The sequence below is a fragment of the Streptomyces sp. NPDC020192 genome (assembly GCF_044388685.1).
GTDB lineage: Bacteria > Actinomycetota > Actinomycetes > Streptomycetales > Streptomycetaceae > Streptomyces.
This window is the reverse complement of the sequence record NZ_JBIRXG010000006.1, coordinates 278,718-296,607: the sequence shown is the minus strand read 5'-3', so window position 1 is coordinate 296,607 and position 17,890 is coordinate 278,718. Positions and strand designations below refer to the sequence as shown.

Annotated in this window: 16 protein-coding genes; 13 read left to right on the top strand and 3 right to left on the bottom strand. The window is 72.1% G+C overall.

Going from position 1 to position 17,890, the window contains the following annotated elements; all coding sequences use genetic code 11:
- The first annotated feature begins 140 nt into the window (after positions 1 to 140).
- The 3 genes from ACH47Z_RS15025 (at position 141) to ACH47Z_RS15015 (ending at position 2,915) form a co-directional block, all read left to right on the top strand.
- The gene (locus ACH47Z_RS15025) at positions 141 to 980 is read left to right on the top strand and encodes a glycerophosphodiester phosphodiesterase (RefSeq protein WP_399073660.1); all 840 of its coding nucleotides are present in this window, start codon (positions 141 to 143) and stop codon (positions 978 to 980) included.
- 169 nt (positions 981 to 1,149) lie between these two features.
- Positions 1,150 to 1,794: an ATP-binding protein gene (locus tag ACH47Z_RS15020; protein WP_399073659.1), complete on the top strand. Its 645-nt coding sequence runs from the start codon at positions 1,150 to 1,152 to the stop codon at positions 1,792 to 1,794.
- 158 nt (positions 1,795 to 1,952) lie between these two features.
- Complete coding sequence (locus tag ACH47Z_RS15015; protein WP_399073658.1) at positions 1,953 to 2,915, top strand: DUF5926 family protein; 963 nt, start codon at positions 1,953 to 1,955, stop codon at positions 2,913 to 2,915.
- 244 nt (positions 2,916 to 3,159) lie between these two features.
- Here the strand turns inward: ACH47Z_RS15015 and ACH47Z_RS15010 are convergent, their stop codons facing one another.
- Together ACH47Z_RS15010 and ACH47Z_RS15005 are read right to left on the bottom strand one after the other, a co-directional pair.
- Complete coding sequence (locus ACH47Z_RS15010) at positions 3,160 to 3,891, bottom strand: hypothetical protein (RefSeq protein ID WP_399073657.1); 732 nt, start codon at positions 3,889 to 3,891, stop codon at positions 3,160 to 3,162.
- A gap of 54 nt (positions 3,892 to 3,945) precedes the next feature.
- A complete protein-coding gene (locus ACH47Z_RS15005) occupies positions 3,946 to 4,611 on the bottom strand; it encodes a bifunctional DNA primase/polymerase (RefSeq protein ID WP_399073656.1) in 666 nt (221 codons plus the stop codon).
- 610 nt (positions 4,612 to 5,221) lie between these two features.
- Between ACH47Z_RS15005 and ACH47Z_RS15000 the strand changes: the two genes are divergently transcribed.
- From ACH47Z_RS15000 to ACH47Z_RS14990, 3 genes are all read left to right on the top strand, one after another.
- Positions 5,222 to 6,604 (top strand): PP2C family protein-serine/threonine phosphatase, encoded by a 1,383-nt coding sequence (locus tag ACH47Z_RS15000; RefSeq protein ID WP_399073655.1) that lies wholly within the window; start codon positions 5,222 to 5,224, stop codon positions 6,602 to 6,604.
- 149 nt (positions 6,605 to 6,753) lie between these two features.
- Positions 6,754 to 8,241 (top strand): aminopeptidase P family protein, encoded by a 1,488-nt coding sequence (locus ACH47Z_RS14995; protein ID WP_399073654.1) that lies wholly within the window; start codon positions 6,754 to 6,756, stop codon positions 8,239 to 8,241.
- 67 nt (positions 8,242 to 8,308) lie between these two features.
- The gene (locus tag ACH47Z_RS14990; protein WP_399073653.1) at positions 8,309 to 9,679 is read left to right on the top strand and encodes a PLP-dependent aminotransferase family protein; all 1,371 of its coding nucleotides are present in this window, start codon (positions 8,309 to 8,311) and stop codon (positions 9,677 to 9,679) included.
- 28 nt (positions 9,680 to 9,707) lie between these two features.
- Here ACH47Z_RS14990 and ACH47Z_RS14985 read toward each other — a convergent pair whose 3' ends face one another.
- Positions 9,708 to 10,157: an ATP-binding protein gene (locus ACH47Z_RS14985; protein ID WP_399073652.1), complete on the bottom strand. Its 450-nt coding sequence runs from the start codon at positions 10,155 to 10,157 to the stop codon at positions 9,708 to 9,710.
- Between the two features lie 266 nt (positions 10,158 to 10,423).
- Here ACH47Z_RS14985 and ACH47Z_RS14980 point away from each other — a divergent pair, with 266 nt between their 5' ends.
- The 7 genes from ACH47Z_RS14980 to pheA all read left to right on the top strand — a co-directional run bounded on the left by ACH47Z_RS14980 (position 10,424) and on the right by pheA (position 17,698).
- On the top strand, positions 10,424 to 11,272 hold the full coding sequence (locus ACH47Z_RS14980; RefSeq protein WP_399073651.1) for a hypothetical protein: 849 nt from the start codon (positions 10,424 to 10,426) through the stop codon (positions 11,270 to 11,272).
- A gap of 116 nt (positions 11,273 to 11,388) precedes the next feature.
- Complete coding sequence (locus ACH47Z_RS14975) at positions 11,389 to 12,126, top strand: YcnI family protein (RefSeq protein ID WP_399073650.1); 738 nt, start codon at positions 11,389 to 11,391, stop codon at positions 12,124 to 12,126.
- Between the two features lie 105 nt (positions 12,127 to 12,231).
- Complete coding sequence (locus ACH47Z_RS14970) at positions 12,232 to 12,885, top strand: SCO family protein (protein ID WP_399073649.1); 654 nt, start codon at positions 12,232 to 12,234, stop codon at positions 12,883 to 12,885.
- An 8-nt stretch (positions 12,886 to 12,893) separates the two neighbouring features.
- Positions 12,894 to 13,355, top strand: a complete 462-nt coding sequence (locus ACH47Z_RS14965; protein WP_399073738.1) for a copper chaperone PCu(A)C — start codon at positions 12,894 to 12,896, stop codon at positions 13,353 to 13,355.
- A 13-nt stretch (positions 13,356 to 13,368) separates the two neighbouring features.
- Positions 13,369 to 15,336 carry a copper resistance CopC/CopD family protein gene (locus ACH47Z_RS14960; RefSeq protein WP_399073648.1) on the top strand — a complete coding sequence of 656 codons (1,968 nt, stop codon included), beginning with the start codon at positions 13,369 to 13,371 and terminating at the stop codon, positions 15,334 to 15,336.
- A gap of 8 nt (positions 15,337 to 15,344) precedes the next feature.
- Positions 15,345 to 16,631 carry an iron uptake transporter deferrochelatase/peroxidase subunit gene (gene efeB / locus ACH47Z_RS14955; RefSeq protein WP_399073647.1) on the top strand — a complete coding sequence of 429 codons (1,287 nt, stop codon included), beginning with the start codon at positions 15,345 to 15,347 and terminating at the stop codon, positions 16,629 to 16,631.
- 134 nt (positions 16,632 to 16,765) lie between these two features.
- Positions 16,766 to 17,698 carry a prephenate dehydratase gene (gene pheA, locus ACH47Z_RS14950; protein ID WP_399073646.1) on the top strand — a complete coding sequence of 311 codons (933 nt, stop codon included), beginning with the start codon at positions 16,766 to 16,768 and terminating at the stop codon, positions 17,696 to 17,698.
- The last annotated feature ends 192 nt before the right edge of the window (positions 17,699 to 17,890 follow it).

Genomic DNA, 17,890 nt, shown 5'->3' with positions numbered 1-17,890 from the left:
GGCCGTCAGAGCACCATAAGCGGTGGCTGTGGGTCCATGGCCAGTCTTTACATGGGGCTTTCTTGGCAAAAGTTACATAAGTCGGCATAGAGGGCGCCGATGCCGCCCCGCACGTCACCTGGCGGTGGCACCATGTCGCGGTGACCCACGCACCACACCGCTCCATCCAGGTCGTCGCCCACCGGGGCGCCTCCGAGGACGCGCCCGAACACACCCTGGCCGCCTACCGGAAGGCGATCGAGGACGGCGCCGACGCCCTCGAGTGCGACGTACGGCTCACCGCCGACGGCCATCTGGTCTGCGTCCACGACCGGCGGGTGAACCGCACCTCCAACGGCCGCGGCGCCGTCTCGGCCCTGGAACTGGCCGACCTCGCCGCCCTCGACTTCGGCTCCTGGAAGACGCGCGAGGCCTGGCGCGGGCGAGCCTCCGACAACGAGGAGCCCGACTGGGAGCACCGCCCGGAGGACCGCGAGGAGACCTCCGTGCTCACCCTGGAACGGCTGCTGGAGCTGATCTCGGACGCCGGGCGGCGGGTGGAGCTGGCCATCGAGACCAAGCACCCCACGCGCTGGGCCGGCCAGGTCGAGGAGCGGCTGCTGGCGCTGCTGAAACGGTTCGGGCTGGACGCGCCGGCCTCCGCCGCCGAGTCCCCGGTGCGGATCATGAGCTTCTCGGCGCGCTCGCTGCATCGCGTGCGTGCCGCCGCGCCGACGCTGCCGACGGTCTATCTGGTGCAGTTCCTCACACCGCGGCTGCGTGACGGACGGCTGCCCGCGGGCGTGCGGATCGCGGGTCCCTCGATCCGCATCGTGCGCAACAACCCCGCGTACGTGGAGCGGCTGAAACGGAACGGCCACCAGGTGCACGTGTGGACGGTGAACGAGCCCGGGGACGTCGATCTCTGCGTGGAGCTGGGCATCGACGCGATCATCACCAACCGCCCGCGCGCGGTGCGTGAGCAGCTGAGCCGCATGTGACCTCAAGAGGCCGGTAAAGAGCTGTGCGGACCTCTTGACCGGGCTGTGCGGCTGCGGAAGCCTCCGGTCTCGGCCGCAAACGACGGAATTCAGCCACACGACGACCGAACAAGAGGACCTTCGTCACAGGGAGTGCTCCGGCGCGTTCGTTTCGTACAGGGCGTTACGAATGCGTCACCGGAAGGGGATTGGCCGGTTTCCGGTACAGGTCCAGGGGGCATCCACACCGTGGCGTGGGGCAAAGGAGGTCTCGGGGGTGGCGTTGGTGGTGGCACAGGAGGTGCCCACGTCGTCGAGCATGGCCGTGCCCCATGGCCCTGCGGGCGTGGGGAAGGCGAGGCACCGGATGCGCGCGCAGCTGCGCAGCGGTGGCGTGTCGGAGTCGGTCATCGACGATGCCGTACTGATCCTTTCCGAACTGTTGAGCAATGCCTGCAAACACGGGCGGCCCCTGGGCGACGTGCCGGCCGGGGACGGTGACGTGCGCGCCGCGTGGCGGGTCGATCCGCACGGGCGGCTCATCGTGGAGGTGACGGACGGCGGCGGTCCGACCCGCCCGGCGCCGGCCACCCCGTCGGTGACCGCGCACGGCGGCCGCGGGCTGAACATCATCACGGCCCTCGCCGACGACTGGGGCGTCCGGGACGACGTCCGGGGCGAGGTGACGGTCTGGGTGGTGGTCCACGAGGACGTCCACGATCCCGATGCCGGGTGCCGCCACGACGCTTTCGCTACGCGCGTCACAGCCCCCGCGCTCGCCACCATGGACATGACCGGCCTGGACTTCGCGGACGCCTTCGAGGACCTGGACTGACCCACCGGCTTCCGGTCCGTCAGGTCCCCCGAGTCGTCCACAGGTTCACACCACCGGCCTCGATCGCGCGTGCGTTGTCCACAGGTTCCCGTCGGTGATGGCCAGAACGGCTAGGCTCGCGCTCGTACGAGAAGAGCCGTAACCGGGAGAAACCCACGATGGCCAAGAAGCGACCCCAGACGAAGGCCAAGCCACAGATCACGGACGGAGAGATCCCGGTTGTCGGCGCCCGCGAGCCCTGCCCGTGCGGCAGCGGCCGGCGCTACAAGGCGTGCCACGGCCGGGCCGCCGCGCACGCGGTGACCGAGCTGGTGCACCGCCCGTTCGAGGGCCTGACAGGCGAGGGCGACTGGGTGGCGCTGCGCGAGCTGGTGCCGGCCGCGACGGTCGAGCTGACCCTCAAGGACGGCCTGCCCGAGGGCGTTCCGTCGGTCACGCTCGCCACGGTGCTGCCGATGGCCTGGCCGGCGCTGCGCCGCGACGACGGCTCGGTCCTGATCGGCCTGCAGAACGACACGGCGTCCGGCGACATCAGCCGCGATCTCGCCGACACGCTCGTGCGTGCGCTCGAGACGCAGCCGGGCACGCCCGTGCAGGGCCGCCGCGCCCCGGCCGGCGGGCCCCGGCTGCAGGACCTGCTCGACCCCGAGGCGCCGTTCGAGCCGGTCGTGCACAGCGGCTTCGAGTTCTGGGTGCCGGACGCGGCGAACGCCACCCCGGAGGTGACCGCCTCCCTGGAGCGGGCCAACGCCGCCGCCATCCCGACGGCGAAGCTGGCCGGCGTGGACGCGGCGTACTGGTGCGAGACCCCGGAGAAGAACCACCTGCGCTGGGTGATGCCGCACCCGGAGGAGCAGCTTCTGGACGCTCTCGCGCGGCTGCACGCGGCGGGCCGCTCGAGCCTGGGCGAGGGGACCCGGCTCGTGGGCTCCTTCCGTGCTCACGGGCTTACGGTGCCGGTCTGGGACCTGCCGAGCGGTGTGTCGGCGGAGGACGTGGAGAAGCCGGCCGCCGAGTTCGCCGAGCGGCTCGCCGCCGCCCTCGCCGTCACCGAACCGCTCACGGCGGACGAGCGCCGGGCCCGCGGCGGCCTGACCAACCGGCAGGTCACGCTCAGCTGACGTACTCCGCGCGCGTGTCACGGCTGACCGGTCGGTCAGCCGTGAAGCGGCCCCCGGAACAGGTGACTCCTGTCACAACTCCCCGTTGTCGCAGGGAAATCGGTGGCCGAATGCCCGAGCCGGAATTTGCGAACCGCCGATCTCTTGTTACCGTTCAGGTATCCCGGTTGCTGGTGCATCCCCCGTCGCCAGCAACCGGGTCTTTCCATGTCCGCGCAACTCCAGGACATTCCGGGCCGCAGCTTCAACTCCCGTGCGGATCACCGAAGTTGCCCGAGGCATCCGCCGGATCGCTGCCCGAGCGCAGCAGCAGGGCGCCGTCGGCCCCGTGCTTCGCGAACTCGCTGACGGCCGTGTAGGTGTCCGCTCCGCCCCGGCTGGGCTCGCGGGGCGTGTCACAGGTGGCGGGCTCGTCGTCGGCGCCGGTGACACAGCGCATCTGCACACTGTGGCCGCCCGGGCCCATCAGGCTGAGCACCGAGTCCAGCGACTCGCCGGTGGCGTTGCGGTAGTAGGTGCGCGCCCAGGTGTCCCCGCCCTGGGTCAGCACACAGGTCTGCGCCTCGATGCCGTCGGGCGAGTTGAGCGCGGGACCGCAGCGGGCGGCGGTGGCCAGACCGAGCCCGAGCACCCGGGGAGGGACGCCGGGCGAGGGCACCTTCGCATCGCCCTGCCCTGAGGGTCGTACCGCGTCATCGCGGCCTGACGGTCGTACGGCTTCCTCGTGCCCGAAGGCCTGTCCTGAGGCCCGTACGGCCTCCCGTAGCTTTTCGGCCGCCGTGTGCCGGGCCGCCTCGCCCACCTGTCCGGCGGACGCCACGGCCAGCGGCAGCATGACCGCGGCCGTCACGACCCCCGTGAGGGCGAGCAGACGGAGCGTGCGGGCGTCGGGCCCGCCACGCCGGGGCGGGCGGCGGCCGTGACGCCGTGGTCGCCCGGGAATTCGACGGCCGTGTCCACCGGAAAGGGGCAGCATGAGCGGAAGATAACGAGCGAGCGAGGCCGTCCGCCTCGCCCGCGCCGGACACCCTTACAACTCGGGCGCGCTCACACCCGTACGAGTGAGGGCGTCGACCACGGCGTCGACCACGGCCTCCACATCGGGCACCCAGGGCGCGGCCGAGCCCGGCAGCGGGGCCCGCTCCCAGCGGACGGCGCCCTGGCCGGTCCCGGACGGGGGCAGGGCGAGATAGCCGCCCTCGCCGTGGAAGCGCAGGGAGCCGGGGACGAAGTCCTTGGCGTAGAGCAGTTCGCCCAACTGCTCCATGGAGTACGGCTTGACGAGCAGGGCCCAGCGGGTGGGCGCGGCGATCACCGGTCCGAGGCGCATGCCCCGCCGGTCGAGCAGGGCCAGGGCACGGGAGGCGGCGAGCGCCGGCAGGCTGACGGCGCAGGGGGCCTTGCCTCCGGTGGCGAGGACGATCGGCGCACCCGGCCGGTTGGTCCACCACCAGCGCACCATGCGGGCGTCGGTGGTGGCCGCGAGGAGGCCGGGGTCGAAGGGGTGCGCTCCGGGCACCGTGCACTCCGGGTCGGGGCAGGCGCAGCGGGCCCGCCCCTGCGGGTCCGGGGCCACTCCCGGGAGTACGGGCCACTGCCACTCGGTCGCGAAGGTCAGGGCCGCGTCGATCAGCTCAGGCCTCCCGTCGTTCCGCCTGGACAGGAGCCTGCGTCGCCTTCCGAGGATCTCGCGCATGAGCGCTCGTTCCTTTCCGTTGCACCGCTGGCAACACCGTGGTCCACATCACATCATGTGTCGATCACTTCACTGTGCGTACCTGTTGGCGCATCACACCCCCGCGCACGGCAGGGGGATCCCCAAGGGGTCGAGCATGGGTCGCGTCCGCGTCCCTAGTGCGTCGGTCATGAGCACGGGTGCGGCGCGGGGGTGGCGAAGTATGGCGTTTTGCCGTCGCGCGTATTGCTCTCCGCCTCCGCCAGGGAGGATGGGGCTCGGCCGTCGGTGGCTATGACGCCCGGGTCCGTCGCCAGGTTCCGGGTGGTCCCCAACCACCCCTGGCCTTCACCGAGTACGTACCCATCACGACCGCTGTGACGCTCCGTGGAGCAAGGCCAGTCGACCGCAATGAACCGATACCTGAGGCAGTTTTCAGCCAACTTGGCGGTAAGGCAAGGGGTTCGGGAAAAACCTCGTCCGCCCCACGGACACCAGGAATCCCCGCAGGACAATGCTGGACATCCCCTCACGAGTGCGTGTACATGTGGAGGCACTGCTAGCGGCGCAGAATGCCATGGGGGTTTGCGATGCTTTTGAGCAATACGCACCGGTCTGAAGGCCGGACGCCATGAACGCTCCTCACCCTCCGAAAGTGGCCGGAATCGATCCAACGGTTCCGACGCCCGCACACACTGTCGCGCCCACTCCCCCCACCCCGGACGCCGCTCCCGTCCCCGCGCCGAACACCCCCGCCCCTGGCACCCTCCTCCAGGACCGGCTGGCCGGCTGGGTCTCGGACCTCACGACCCTGCACGAACTCACCGAGCGCCTGTCCCGCACGAACGCACTCGACCCCGCGCTGCACGAGCTGCTGCGCGCCGGAGCCGCCCTCGTCGGCGCCCGCCGCGGCCTGGTCGTCCTCGAACCCGCCGACGGACTCGGCCCCCGCACCACCCTCGGCCTCGGCCTCGGCCGCGCCGAGCTCGGCCACATCGAGACCGTCCCGCGCGGCGCGCTGCCGTACGACACCGGCTCGGCCACCGAGATCGTCCACCCCGACCTGCTCGCCGAGGACGGCCTCGACCCCCGGCACCGCGAGGTGGCCGCCCGCCTCGGCTACGCCGCCAGCTACGCCCTCCCCCTCGCCACCGACTCCGCCGGCCGCCTCGGCGCCGCCGTCTGGCTCTACGACGAACCGGCCGAGCCCGACAAGCGCCGGCGCCATCTCGCCGGCCTCTACGTCCGCCACGCCACCGAGCACCTCGCCCGGCTGCTGGAGGTGGAACAGACGCGCGCGCGCGTGGCGACCATCACCGAGGAACTGCTGCCCTCCCGGCTGCCCCGCGTGGCCGGCGTACAACTCGCCGCGCGGCACCGCACCGGCCCGCGCGGCGGCGGCGACTGGTACGACGCGCTGCCGCTGCCCGACGCCGCCCTCGGCCTGTCCGTCGGCTCGGTCACCGGCTCCGGGCCGAGCGCGGTCGCCGCCATGGGCCGGCTGCGCGCCTCCCTGCGCGCGTACGCCGTCATGGAGGGCGAGGACCCGGTCGCCGTCCTGTCCGACCTGGAGCTGCTGCTGCGGCTGACCGAGCCGGCCCGCTCGGCCACCGCCCTGTTCGCCTACTGCGAGCCCGCCCTGCGCAAGGTCACCCTGGCCGGCGCCGGCCACAGCCCGCCGCTGCTGATCGGGGGGCGGCGCACCGAGTTCGCCGAGACCTCCGTCTCCGCCCCGCTCGGCATGCTCGCCTGCTGGGAGGCACCCAGCGTGGAGATCCAGGCCGAGGCAGGAGAGACGGTCCTGCTCTACACCGACGGGTTGCTGCACCGTACCGGCGACCCCATGGACCGCGCCTTCGCCCGCCTGCACACGGCCGCCGCGAGCATCCCGCGCGCGCTGCGCCACGACCCCGGCGTCGTCGCGGACCACGTCCTGCGCACCGTCCTGCCCGACGGCCTGGACGCGGCAGACAGCGAGGAGGACGTGGTGCTGCTGGCCGCCCGCTTCGACTGAGCATCCGGAATGCATGACCGGGCATAACAGGTCATCCGACCCTGGTCCGCTCCTGGTACGACCGTACGATGATGGAGGCCCCCCGCTCGGCCACAAGCGTGAGCGTCGCGGGCCCGGGGGAGATCACACGCCGTACCGAGGAGGAACACGTGGCCGACGAGCTCAACCCGGCTGTGCCCGATGAGGCTGCTACCGCAGCGGGCCCGGAAACTGAGTCCGAGGAGCCCATCAAGCAGCGGAAGAACGGCCTGTACCCGGGCGTCTCCGACGAGCTGGCCGAGAACATGAAGTCCGGCTGGGCCGACACGGAGCTGCGTGGCCTGGAGCCGATCGCGCAGGCCGCCGAGACCGCGCGCCGCCGCGCCGCGCTCTCCGCCCGCTTCCCGGGCGAGCGCCTGGTGATCCCGGCGGGCAACCTGAAGACCCGCTCGAACGACACCGAGTACGCCTTCCGCTCCTCCGTCGAGTACGCGTACCTCACCGGAAACCAGACCGAGGACGGCGTCCTGGTGCTGGAGCCGAAGGACGACGGCCACGAGGCGACGATCTACCTCCTGCCCCGCTCCGACCGTGAGAACGGCGAGTTCTGGCTCTCCGGCCAGGGCGAGCTGTGGGTCGGCCGCCGCCACTCCCTCACCGAGTCCGAGGCGCTCTACGGCATCCCGGCCGCCGACGTGCGCGAGCTGGCCGACAAGCTCCGCGAGGCCACCGGTCCGGTCCGCGTCGTGCGTGGCCACGACGCCGGCATCGAGGCCGCCCTGACCGACAAGGTCACCGCCGAGCGCGACGAGGAGCTGCGCGTCTTCCTCTCCGAGGCCCGGCTGGTCAAGGACGCGTTCGAGATCGGCGAGCTGCAGAAGGCCGTCGACTCGACCGTGCGCGGCTTCGAGGACGTCGTCAAGGTCCTCGACAAGGCGGAGGCCACCTCCGAGCGCTACATCGAGGGCACGTTCTTCCTCCGCGCGCGCGTGGAGGGCAACGACGTCGGCTACGGCTCCATCTGCGCCGCCGGCCCGCACGCCTGCACCCTGCACTGGGTCCGCAACGACGGCCCGGTCCGCTCCGGCGACCTGCTCCTGCTCGACGCCGGCGTGGAGACGCACACGCTGTACACCGCCGACGTCACGCGCACGCTGCCGGTCAACGGCACGTACAGCGAGATCCAGAAGAAGGTCTACGACGCCGTGTACGAGGCCCAGGACGCCGGTATCGCGGCCGTGAAGCCGGGCGCCAAGTACCGCGACTTCCACGACGCCGCCCAGCACGTGCTCGCCACGAAGCTCGTCGAGTGGGGCCTGGTCGAGGGGCCGGTCGAGCGCGTCCTGGAGCTGGGCCTGCAGCGCCGCTGGACCCTGCACGGCACCGGCCACATGCTCGGCATGGACGTCCACGACTGCGCCGCCGCGCGCACCGAGACGTACGTGGAGGGCGTCCTGGAGCCGGGCATGGTGCTGACGGTCGAGCCGGGCCTGTACTTCCAGGCCGACGACCTGACGGTGCCGGAGGAGTACCGGGGCATCGGCGTCCGGATCGAGGACGACATCCTCGTCACGGAGGACGGCAACCGAAACCTTTCGGCCGGGCTGCCGCGCCGGTCCGACGAGGTCGAGGCGTGGATGGCCTCGCTGAAGGGCTGATCTGCGCTTCAATGGCCGGGTACCGGGGAGGTGCCCGGCCATTGGCATGCCTAGGGGGAGGGTGTTCATGGACGACTTCTGGTCCGGTGCGGGTGTGGACCTGCACCTGGAGACCGACGCGGGGGACGGCCGGCGGATCGGACTGGAGCGGGCGCTCAGGGACGCCATCCGGGACGGCCGGCTCACGCCCGGCACCCGGCTGCCGGCCACCCGGCGCCTCGCGGCCGACCTCGGCGTCTCCCGGGGCACGGCGAAGGCGGCGTACGACCAACTGGTGGCCGAGGGCTATCTGACGGCCCGGCAGGGCTCGGGCACCCGGGTCGCCGAACTGCCGCCCGCCCTGGACGCCTCGGGCCCGCAGGCCGCCGCACACGCGCGTGCACCGCGTTTCGACCTGCGCCCCGGCAGCCCGGACGTCGGCGCGTTCCCGGCGGCGGCCTGGCTGCGGGCGCTGCGCCGCGCCATCGCGACGGCGCCCTCCCTGGCGTACGACTACGGCGACCCGCGCGGCCGCGTCGAACTGCGCACGGCCCTGTCGGGCTACCTGGGCCGGGCCCGCGGGGTCATCGCGCCCCCGGAGCGGATCGTGATCACCTCCGGGTACGTCCAGGGCCTCGCGCTCCTCACGCGCGTGCTCGACGGCGCCACCGTCGCCATGGAGGACCCCGGGCTGCCGTTCCACCGGGAGGTGGTGCGGCACAACGGCGGCACGGTACGCCCGGTGCCGGTCGACGCGCGCGGGGTGCGTCCCGAGGAACTGGGCGACGCGGCCGCGGTGGTGGTCACCCCGGCGCACCAGTACCCGACCGGGGTGACCCTGCACCCCGAGCGGCGGCGGGCGCTCGGCGACTGGGCACGCGCGCGTGGCGGGCTGATCGTCGAGGACGACTACGACGGCGAGTTCCGCTACGACCGCCAGCCCGTCGGCGCGCTCCAGGGCATGGCACCGGGCCACGTGGTCTACCTGGGCACCGCCTCCAAGACGCTCGGTCCCGGGCTGCGCCTCGGCTGGATGGTGCTGCCGCCCCACCTGGTCGACCCGGTCGCCGACGCCAAGCTGCACAGCGACCACCACACCGAGACCATCGGCCAGCTCGCACTCGCCGAACTGATCGACAGCCACGCCTACGACCGGCACGTACGCGCGTGCCGACTGCGCTACCGGCGCCGCCGCGACCAACTCCTGGACCGCCTCGGCACGGCCCGCGGCGTACGCGGTATCGCGGCCGGGCTGCACGCGCTGATCGACGTACCCGACGAGGCGGAAGCACTGGCCCGCGCGGAGGCAGAGGGCCTGGCCCTGGGCTCCCTCAGCGACCACTGGCACACCCCGAGCGCGACCGACCGCCCCCAGGGCCTGGTCGTCGGCTACGGCACGCCCCGGGAACGGGCTTATCCGGAGGCGCTGGAGGCGCTGGCGAAGGTGTTGGGGGGCTGAAGGGCGCCCACCGACCGAGGAGAGACCGTCAGGCGGTGAGCAGCGAGGGATCCTTCTTCCACTTGAGGATCTTGTCGAAGCTGACCACCGTGCCGCCGCCCCGGCCGGGCCTGGCACCGATGTGGACGTGATCGGCCAGTTCCCGGATCAGACACAGGCCGCGGCCGTTCTCGGCGTCCACGCGCGCGTGGCGGACGTCGTGGACGCGGGTGAACCCCGGCCCCGAATCGGCCACTTCGATACGGCACTTCTCGCCGTCGAGGTACGCCGTCACCCGGTACGCCTCCACCGCTCCGTCGCGGGCGGCGCCCCCGCCGTGCTCGACGGCGTTCGCGCAGGCCTCAGTCAGGGCGACGGACAGGTCGTAGGAGATCTCGGGGTCGACGCCCGCCGTCTCCATGGTGCCGATCAGCAGCCGCCGGGCGAGCGGCACGCTCGCTGCCTCGCGGCGCAGATGGAGTGACCACCAGATGCTCATGCTCCAGCCTCCTGGCCGCGGCTCGACATACCGATACGTATTGCCGCCCATACATGGCCGTAAGCACACCCTTGACGTGACACCGCCCATACAGCCGATGCGCCACGGGACGAATCGGTGTATGAGGGACGCCTCGGGCACCCTTCCATAGCCCGGCTCCGGCGCTCTTCCACTGCCCTTACCGGCGCCCTGCCGTAGGACGGCCCCTGTGCACGGCCTGCCCTGCCGTAGGGCGCCGGTAAGGGCAGTGGGATGATGAGGCCGCCATGACTGCCCCCCACGCGCGCACGGCGCACCCCGGAGCTGGGCTCCGGATGCTGCGGGCCGCGGTGTTCGCCGCGGTCTGCGTCGTGCTGGCCGCGTGCGGACACAGCCTGGCCGCCTGCACGGGCGTGCCGCTGTGGACACTCGGCGCGGGGTTCCTCGGCTGTCTGCTGGTGGTGGTGCCGCTCGCCGGGCGGGCCCGCTCGCTGCCCGGCATCGCCGCGCTCCTCGCGCTCGGCCAGACCGCGCTGCACACGCTGTTCGGGCTGGGCCAGCACGGGGCCACGATGGCCTCCGGCGGCATGGCCATGGGGTCGATGAACGCCACCGGCACAAGCGGCGTCACGGGTTCCTCGCTCGTCGAGCAGGCCACCCGGCTGCTGTGCGGGTCGAGCGCCACCGGCCTCACCCCCGGGCACGCCTTCCACCTGCTGCTCGACGCGCATCTGATCGACCGTGCGGGCCGGCCCGTCGCCGGCCGGGGCGCCCTGGCCCACGCTGCCGACATCACCGGCTCCTCCGCCGGGCTGCTGCCCTCGCTGCCGATGCTGCTCGGCCACGTCCTCGCGGCCGTCGCCGCCGGCTGGCTGCTGCGCCGTGGCGATCTGGCCCTGCTACGGCTGATCGAGCTGTCGGCGCACGGTGTCGCCGAGGGGGCGCTCGTACGCTCCCTGCGCGGGGCGCTCGCGCTGGCGTCCGCCCTGTGCGCCGGGCTGCTGCCCGCCGCCGAGCCCGCCCGGCGCGGCCGTCGTACCGACCGGAACGATGTACCCGCCCCGCACACCACCGCACTCCAGCACACGGTGATCCGGCGCGGCCCACCCGCCACCGCCTTCCTCCTCGCCGCCTGACGCGACGCGCGCCCCCAGAGAGATCCCCCTGGTGAAGAGGCCGCCGTCGCGCGGCACGCGCGCGTGCGCGCACCTCTCAACGTCACCGGAACTCTCAACAGTGGAGTGCTCCTGCCATGCAGGCTTCTCGTATCGCCTCTCGGGTCACCGCCGCCACCGCCGTCGCGGGTACGGCCGTCCTGGCGCTGTCCGCCCCCGCCTTCGCGCACGTCTCCGTACAGCCGGAGGGCACCGCGGCCAAGGGCGGCTACGCGGTCGTCGACTTCAAGGTCCCCAACGAACGCGACAACGCCTCGACCACCAAGCTCGAGGTCACCTTCCCGGCCGACCACCCGCTCGCCTCGGTCATGCCCCAGCCCCTCCCCGGCTGGAACGTGCAGGTCACTAAGGTCAAGCTGGACAAGCCGCTGACCATGCACGGCGAGAAGATCGACGAGGCCGTCACCAAGGTCACCTGGACCGCCGCCGACGGCAAGGGCGTCCAGCCCGGCTACTTCCAGAAGTTCCCGCTCTCCATCGGCGCCCTGCCCGAGAACACCGACCAGCTGGTGTTCAAGGCGCTCCAGACGTACTCCGACAAGGAGGTCGTGCGCTGGATCGAGGCACCGCAGGCGGGCCAGGACGAGCCGGAGAACCCGGCCCCCGTGCTCCAGCTGTCCGCCGCGAGCGACGACCACCACGGCACGGCGAACGCCAAGGAGACCGCCGACAAGACCGAGACCGCGGCCGCCGCCACGGACTCCGGCTCCCATGACACCGACACCACCGCGCGCGTGCTCGGCATCGTCGGCATCGTCGTCGGCGCCGCGGGCGTCGCCTACGGCGTCTTCGCGGGCCGCCGCCGGACCGCCTAGCCTCCCCTTCCGGACCGCGCACCGGGGTCGTACGAGACGCACTCTCACACCCCGCTCGTACGCCCCCGGTGCGCACCGGAGTTCTCACATCTGGGACATTTTTCTATGCGCAAGAAGACATTCGCCGCGGCCGCGCTGCTCGCCGCCGCCACCCTGAGCCTCTCCGCCTGCGGCAGCGGCGATGACAGCACGTCACCGGTCACCGTGGTCTCCCAGGAGTCCGACTCGGGCAAGGCCGGCACGGTCCTCGACCAGCCCTTCGCCAAGCCGGACCTGGTCCTCACCGACACGCACGGCAAGAAGTACGACCTGCGCAAGGAGACCCAGGGCCATCCAACCCTGGTCTACTTCGGCTACACGCACTGCCCCGACGTCTGCCCGGCGACGATGAGCAACATCGCCGTCGCCAAGTCGAAGCTGCCCAAGGCCGGGCAGAACGACCTCAGGGTCGTCTTCGTCACCACCGACCCCGGCCGCGACACCCCCACCGAACTGGGCAAGTGGCTCAAGGGCATCGACCCGCAGTTCATCGGCCTGACCGGCGACTTCGCCACCATCCAGGCCGGCGCCCGCTCGCTCGGCATCTCCGTGGAGCCGACGTCCAAGGACAAGAACGGCAAGCTCGTCTCCGTCCACGGCACCCAGGTCATCGTGTTCTCGCCGAAGACGAACGGCGGTTACGTCCTCTACGGCGAGGACGCCACGGTCGACGACTACACCAAGGACCTGCCCAAGCTCGTCAAGGGGGCCAACCCGTGAGCCCGTCCGTGACGCGCCGGACCGCCCTGACCGCCGCCGCCCTCGCCGGCACCCTGGCCCTCGCGGGCTGCTCGGACTCCGGGTCCGGGTCCTCGAAGGCGCAGCTGTCGGTGAGCGGGCCGTACATGCCGCAGCCGGTCTCCGCCGACATGGCCGCCGGCTTTCTGACGATCACCAACAAGGGCGGCGCCAAGGACGAGCTGACCTCGGTGACCAGCGACATCGCCGGGCAGGTCACCATGCACAGCACCATGGGCGGCGCCATGCGGGAGCAGGGCTCCTTCGCCCTGCCCGCCCATGGTCAACTCGTGTTCAAAAGCGGTGGCAACCATCTGATGTTCGAGAAGCTGAAGCGACAGCCGAAGCAGGGCCAGACGGTCACCGTGAAACTCACGTTCGCCACGTCCGGGCCCCTCACCGTCGAGATGCCGGTGAAGTCCGCGACGTACAACCCGTCGACCGGCCACTGAGGGAGGGACCACTGTGACGCGGACCATCACCCCCACGGGGAGGAACAGCAGCCTGCGCAGCCTGGTACTGCTGCTGTTCGCCGTCGCCGCAGTGCTGCTCGCGGGCGCCACACCGGCCTCCGCGCACGCCGCACTGACCGGAAGCGACCCCGCGCAGGGGGTGGTGGTCAAACAGGCGCCCACCCAGGTGTCGCTCACCTTCTCCGAGAAGGTGGCGATGAACGACGACTCCCTGCGCGTCCTCGACCCGCGGGGCAAGCCGGTCCAGACCGGCAAACCCGCCAACGTGAGCGGGACGACGTACGCCGTGCAGCTCAAGAGCGGCCTCGGCAAGGGCACCTACACGGTCACCTACCAGGTCGTCTCGGCCGACAGCCACCCCGTCTCCGGCGCCTACACCTTCTCCATCGGGGCGCCCTCGCAGACGGTCGTCTCCGGCACCGGACCGACCGCGGGCGGCGGAACCGTGGGCATGCTCTACGCGCTCGGGCGGTACGCGTCGTACGCCGGCTTCATCGTGCTCGTGGGCGGCGCGGCCTTCGTCCTCGCCTGCTGGCAGCGCGGCGCCGGTGTACAGGCTGTGCAGCGGCTGATCGTCGGCGGCTGGCTCACGCTCACCGCGGCCACCCTGTGGCTGCTGCTCCTGCGCGGCTCGTACACCACCTCGGGGAAGTTCGGCGACGTCTTCGACCTCGGGCTGCTCGGCCAGGTGCTCCAGACCAAGACCGGCGCGGCCCTGGTCTCCCGGCTGCTGCTGCTCGCCGCCGCCGCGCTGTTCGTCACCGTCCTCTTCGGCGCCTACACCAAGCGGGAGGAAGGCCAGGAGAAGCGTGATCTGACCTTCGGGCTCGCGATCGGCGGAGTGGTCGTCGCGGCCGGGCTCGCGACCAGCTGGGCCATGGCCGAGCACGCCTCGGTCGGGCTCCAGGCGGGCATCGCCATGCCCGTCGACGTCGTCCACCTGCTCGCCGTCGCCGCCTGGCTGGGCGGGCTCACCGCCCTGCTGACCGCCCTGTACCGGGCGCCCGCCGAGACGCCGGTGGAAGCCGCCGCCGCCCGCCGCTTCTCCCGGCTGGCCTTCGGCGCCGTCCTCACACTCGTCGCGACCGGCACCTACCAGTCCTGGCGCCAGCTCGGCTCCTGGTCGGCCTTCACCGACACCCGGTACGGACAGTTGCTGCTGGTCAAGATCGGCCTGGTGGCGGTGCTGGTCGCCATCGGGTCGGTGTCCAGGCGTTGGACCCGGCGGCTCGCCGACGGCACCGGCACGGACGCGGTGGCCGACGAGGCCGCGGACGGTGCCGCCGAGGAGGCCGAGAAGGCGTCGGTCTCCGCGTCGAAGGCCGCCGAAGCCGGTACGACGGCCGACGGCACACCGAAGACATCCGGCACCGGCGACTCCCAGCGGGCCGCCCAACTCGCCCGGCAGCGGGCCGCGATGGACACCGCCCGGCAGAAGCGGCTGCGCGACGGCGACACTCACCGCTTCGGACTGCGCCGCTCGGTCCTCACCGAGGCGGGCGTCGCGGTCGTACTGCTCGCCGTGACCACCTGGCTGACCCAGACCGAGCCGGCCCGCACCGAGCTGGAGGCCAAGGCCGCCACCTCGTCCTCGAACTCGGCCACGGCGCCCTCGAACGGCGCGCTGACCCTGGACATGCCCTTCGACACCGGCGGCACCAACGGCAAGGGCGTGGTCAGCGTCGACCTCGACCCCGCGGGCGTGGGCGCCAACGAGATGCACGTCTACGTCCAGAAGCCCGACGGGCAGCCCTACGACATCCCCGAGGTCAAGGTCGCCTTCACCCTCGAGGCCAAGAAGATCGGCCCGCTCCCCGTGGCCCCCGACCACATCACGACCGGCCACTGGTCGGCGAGCGGAGTGCAGATCCCCATGGCCGGCGACTGGAAGATCGACGTCACCGTGCGGACCTCCGACATCGACCAGGTGACCGTCTCCAAGAACGCGCAGATCGGCTGAACCACACCATGCCCGACCAGTCCATCCCCCAGGCCCGTACCTCCGCCGAGGCCGCGGAGGCGCCCGAGTCCGCGGGCGGCGGCCACGGCGTCTCCCGGCGCGCGCTGCTCGGCACCGCCGGAGCCACCGGGCTCGTTCTCGGCGCGGCCGGCGCGGCCATGGGCTACGCCGCCGCGCCCGCCCAGGCCACCCCGCTGACCTCGGTGGGCTCCGACCGGGCGATGTTTCACGGGAAACATCAGCCCGGCATCACCGAGGGCCTCCAGGCGCGCGGCCATCTCGTCGCCTTCGACCTGGCGGCGGGCGCGGGCCGCAAGGAGGCGACGGCCCTGCTGCGCCGCTGGTCGACGACGGCCGAGCAGCTGATGGCGGGCGAGGCCGCGCCGCACGACGACACCGACGTGGCCCGTGACGCGGGCCCCTCCGCGCTGACGATCACCTTCGGCTTCGGGCATGGATTCTTCGGCAGGACCGGCCTGGACAAGCAGCGGCCGAGCGCGCTGGACCCGCTGCCGGACTTCTCCTCCGACCATCTGGACAAGGCGCGCAGCGACGGCGATCTGTGGGTGCAGATCGGCGCGAACGACGCCCTGGTCGCCTTCCACGCCCTGCGCGCGATCCAGAGGGACGCGGGCGGCGCGGCCCGGCTGCGCTGGCAGATGAACGGCTTCAACCGCACCCCGGGCGCCACCGCGCACCCCATGACAGCCCGCAACCTGATGGGCCAGCTCGACGGCACCCGCAATCCGAAGCCCGCCGACTCCGACTTCGACCAGCGGATCTTCGTGCCCGCCTCGGGCGAGCCCGCCTGGATGGCGAACGGCTCCTACGCCGTCGTGCGCCGGATCCGGATGCTCCTGGACGACTGGGAGAAGCTGTCGGTGCCGGCCCAGGAGGCGGTCATCGGGCGGCGGAAGTCGAACGGCGCGCCGCTGTCCGGGGGCGACGAGACGACGCCGATGGACCTGGAGAAGGCGGACGCCAAGGGTCAGTACGTCGTCCCGCTCAACGCGCACGCCCGGATCACCCGGCCCGACAAGAACGGCGGCGCGGCCATGCTGCGGCGCCCGTTCTCCTACCACGACGGCTTCGACCCGGACGGCACGCCCGACGCCGGTCTCCTCTTCGTCTGCTGGCAGGCGGACCCGCTGCGCGGCTTCGTACCGGTGCAGCGCAAGCTCGACCGGGGCGACGCGCTGTCGCAGTTCATCCGGCACGAGTCGAGCGGGCTGTTCGCGGTGCCGGGCGGGGCGGCGAAGGGTGAGTACGTGGGGCAGCGGCTGCTGGAGGGCTGATGGGCTGACGGGCTGATGCGGCGCCGAAAAGAAAATCCAGCCCTTCTGTGGCTTTCCCCGTTCAAACCACCCGGTCGAGTGGATCTCGCGAGACACCCGCGCCCGGGCGGCGCGCGGCCATTAGGGTGAGGTACATGCCAGCGAGCTATGCGTATCTCGGCCCCGAGGGCACCTTCACCGAAGTCGCCCTGCGGACGCTCCCGGAGGCGGCCACCCGGGAGCTGATCCCGTACGTGTCGGTGCAGTCCGCGCTGGACGCGGTGCGGACGGGCGAGGCCGAGGCCGCGTTCGTGCCGATCGAGAACTCCGTCGAGGGTGGCATCACCACCACTCTGGACGAGCTGGTCGCAGGCGAGCCGCTGACCATCTACCGCGAGGTGCTGCTGTCGATCACCTTCGCACTGCTGGTCCGGCCCGGCACGAAGCTCACGGACATCAAGACCGTCTCCGCCCACCCGGCGGCCCAGCCGCAGGTGCGCAACTGGCTGCGCAAGCACCTCCCGGACGCACTGTGGGAGTCGGCCGCCTCGAACGCGGACGCCGCCCGCCTGGTCCAGGAGGGCCGCTACGACGCCGCCTTCGCGGGTGAGTTCGCCGCCGCGCGGTACGGCCTGGAGGCGCTGGAGACCGGGATCCACGACGCGGAGAACGCGCAGACCCGGTTCGTGCTGGTCGGCCGCCCGGCCCGGCCCGCCGCGCCGACCGGCGCCGACAAGACCTCGGTGGTGCTGTGGCAGCGCGACGACCACCCGGGTGGCCTGCGCGACCTGCTCGGCGAGTTCGCCTCGCGCGGCATCAACCTCATGCTGCTGCAGTCCCGGCCGACCGGCGCGGGGATCGGCAACTACTGCTTCTGCATCGACGCCGAGGGCCATATCTCCGACCGGCGGATGGCGGAGGCGCTGACGGGGCTGAAGCGGATCTGTCTCCAGGTGCGCTTCCTCGGCTCCTATCCGCGCGCGGACATCACCCCGGCCGAGGCCCCGACGACCCGGCAGGGGACCTCGGACGAGGAGTTCATGGCGGCGGCGGACTGGGTGGCGCGCTGCCAGGACGGCCGGTTCTAGCCAGTCCTACCTGCATATCGCCGTTATCCACAGAAGTTATCCACAGGCCATCTTCTCGACCTGGGGACAAGTCGACAAGGTCCTGTGAGTCGGTCGACAAATCGCCCCTCGTGTCCCCGATGCGGCCACCGGCCCGCACCTCACCCTTCGTCCACCCGTTTCCTTTGATTCACCTTTTGGAGCGACCGCTTT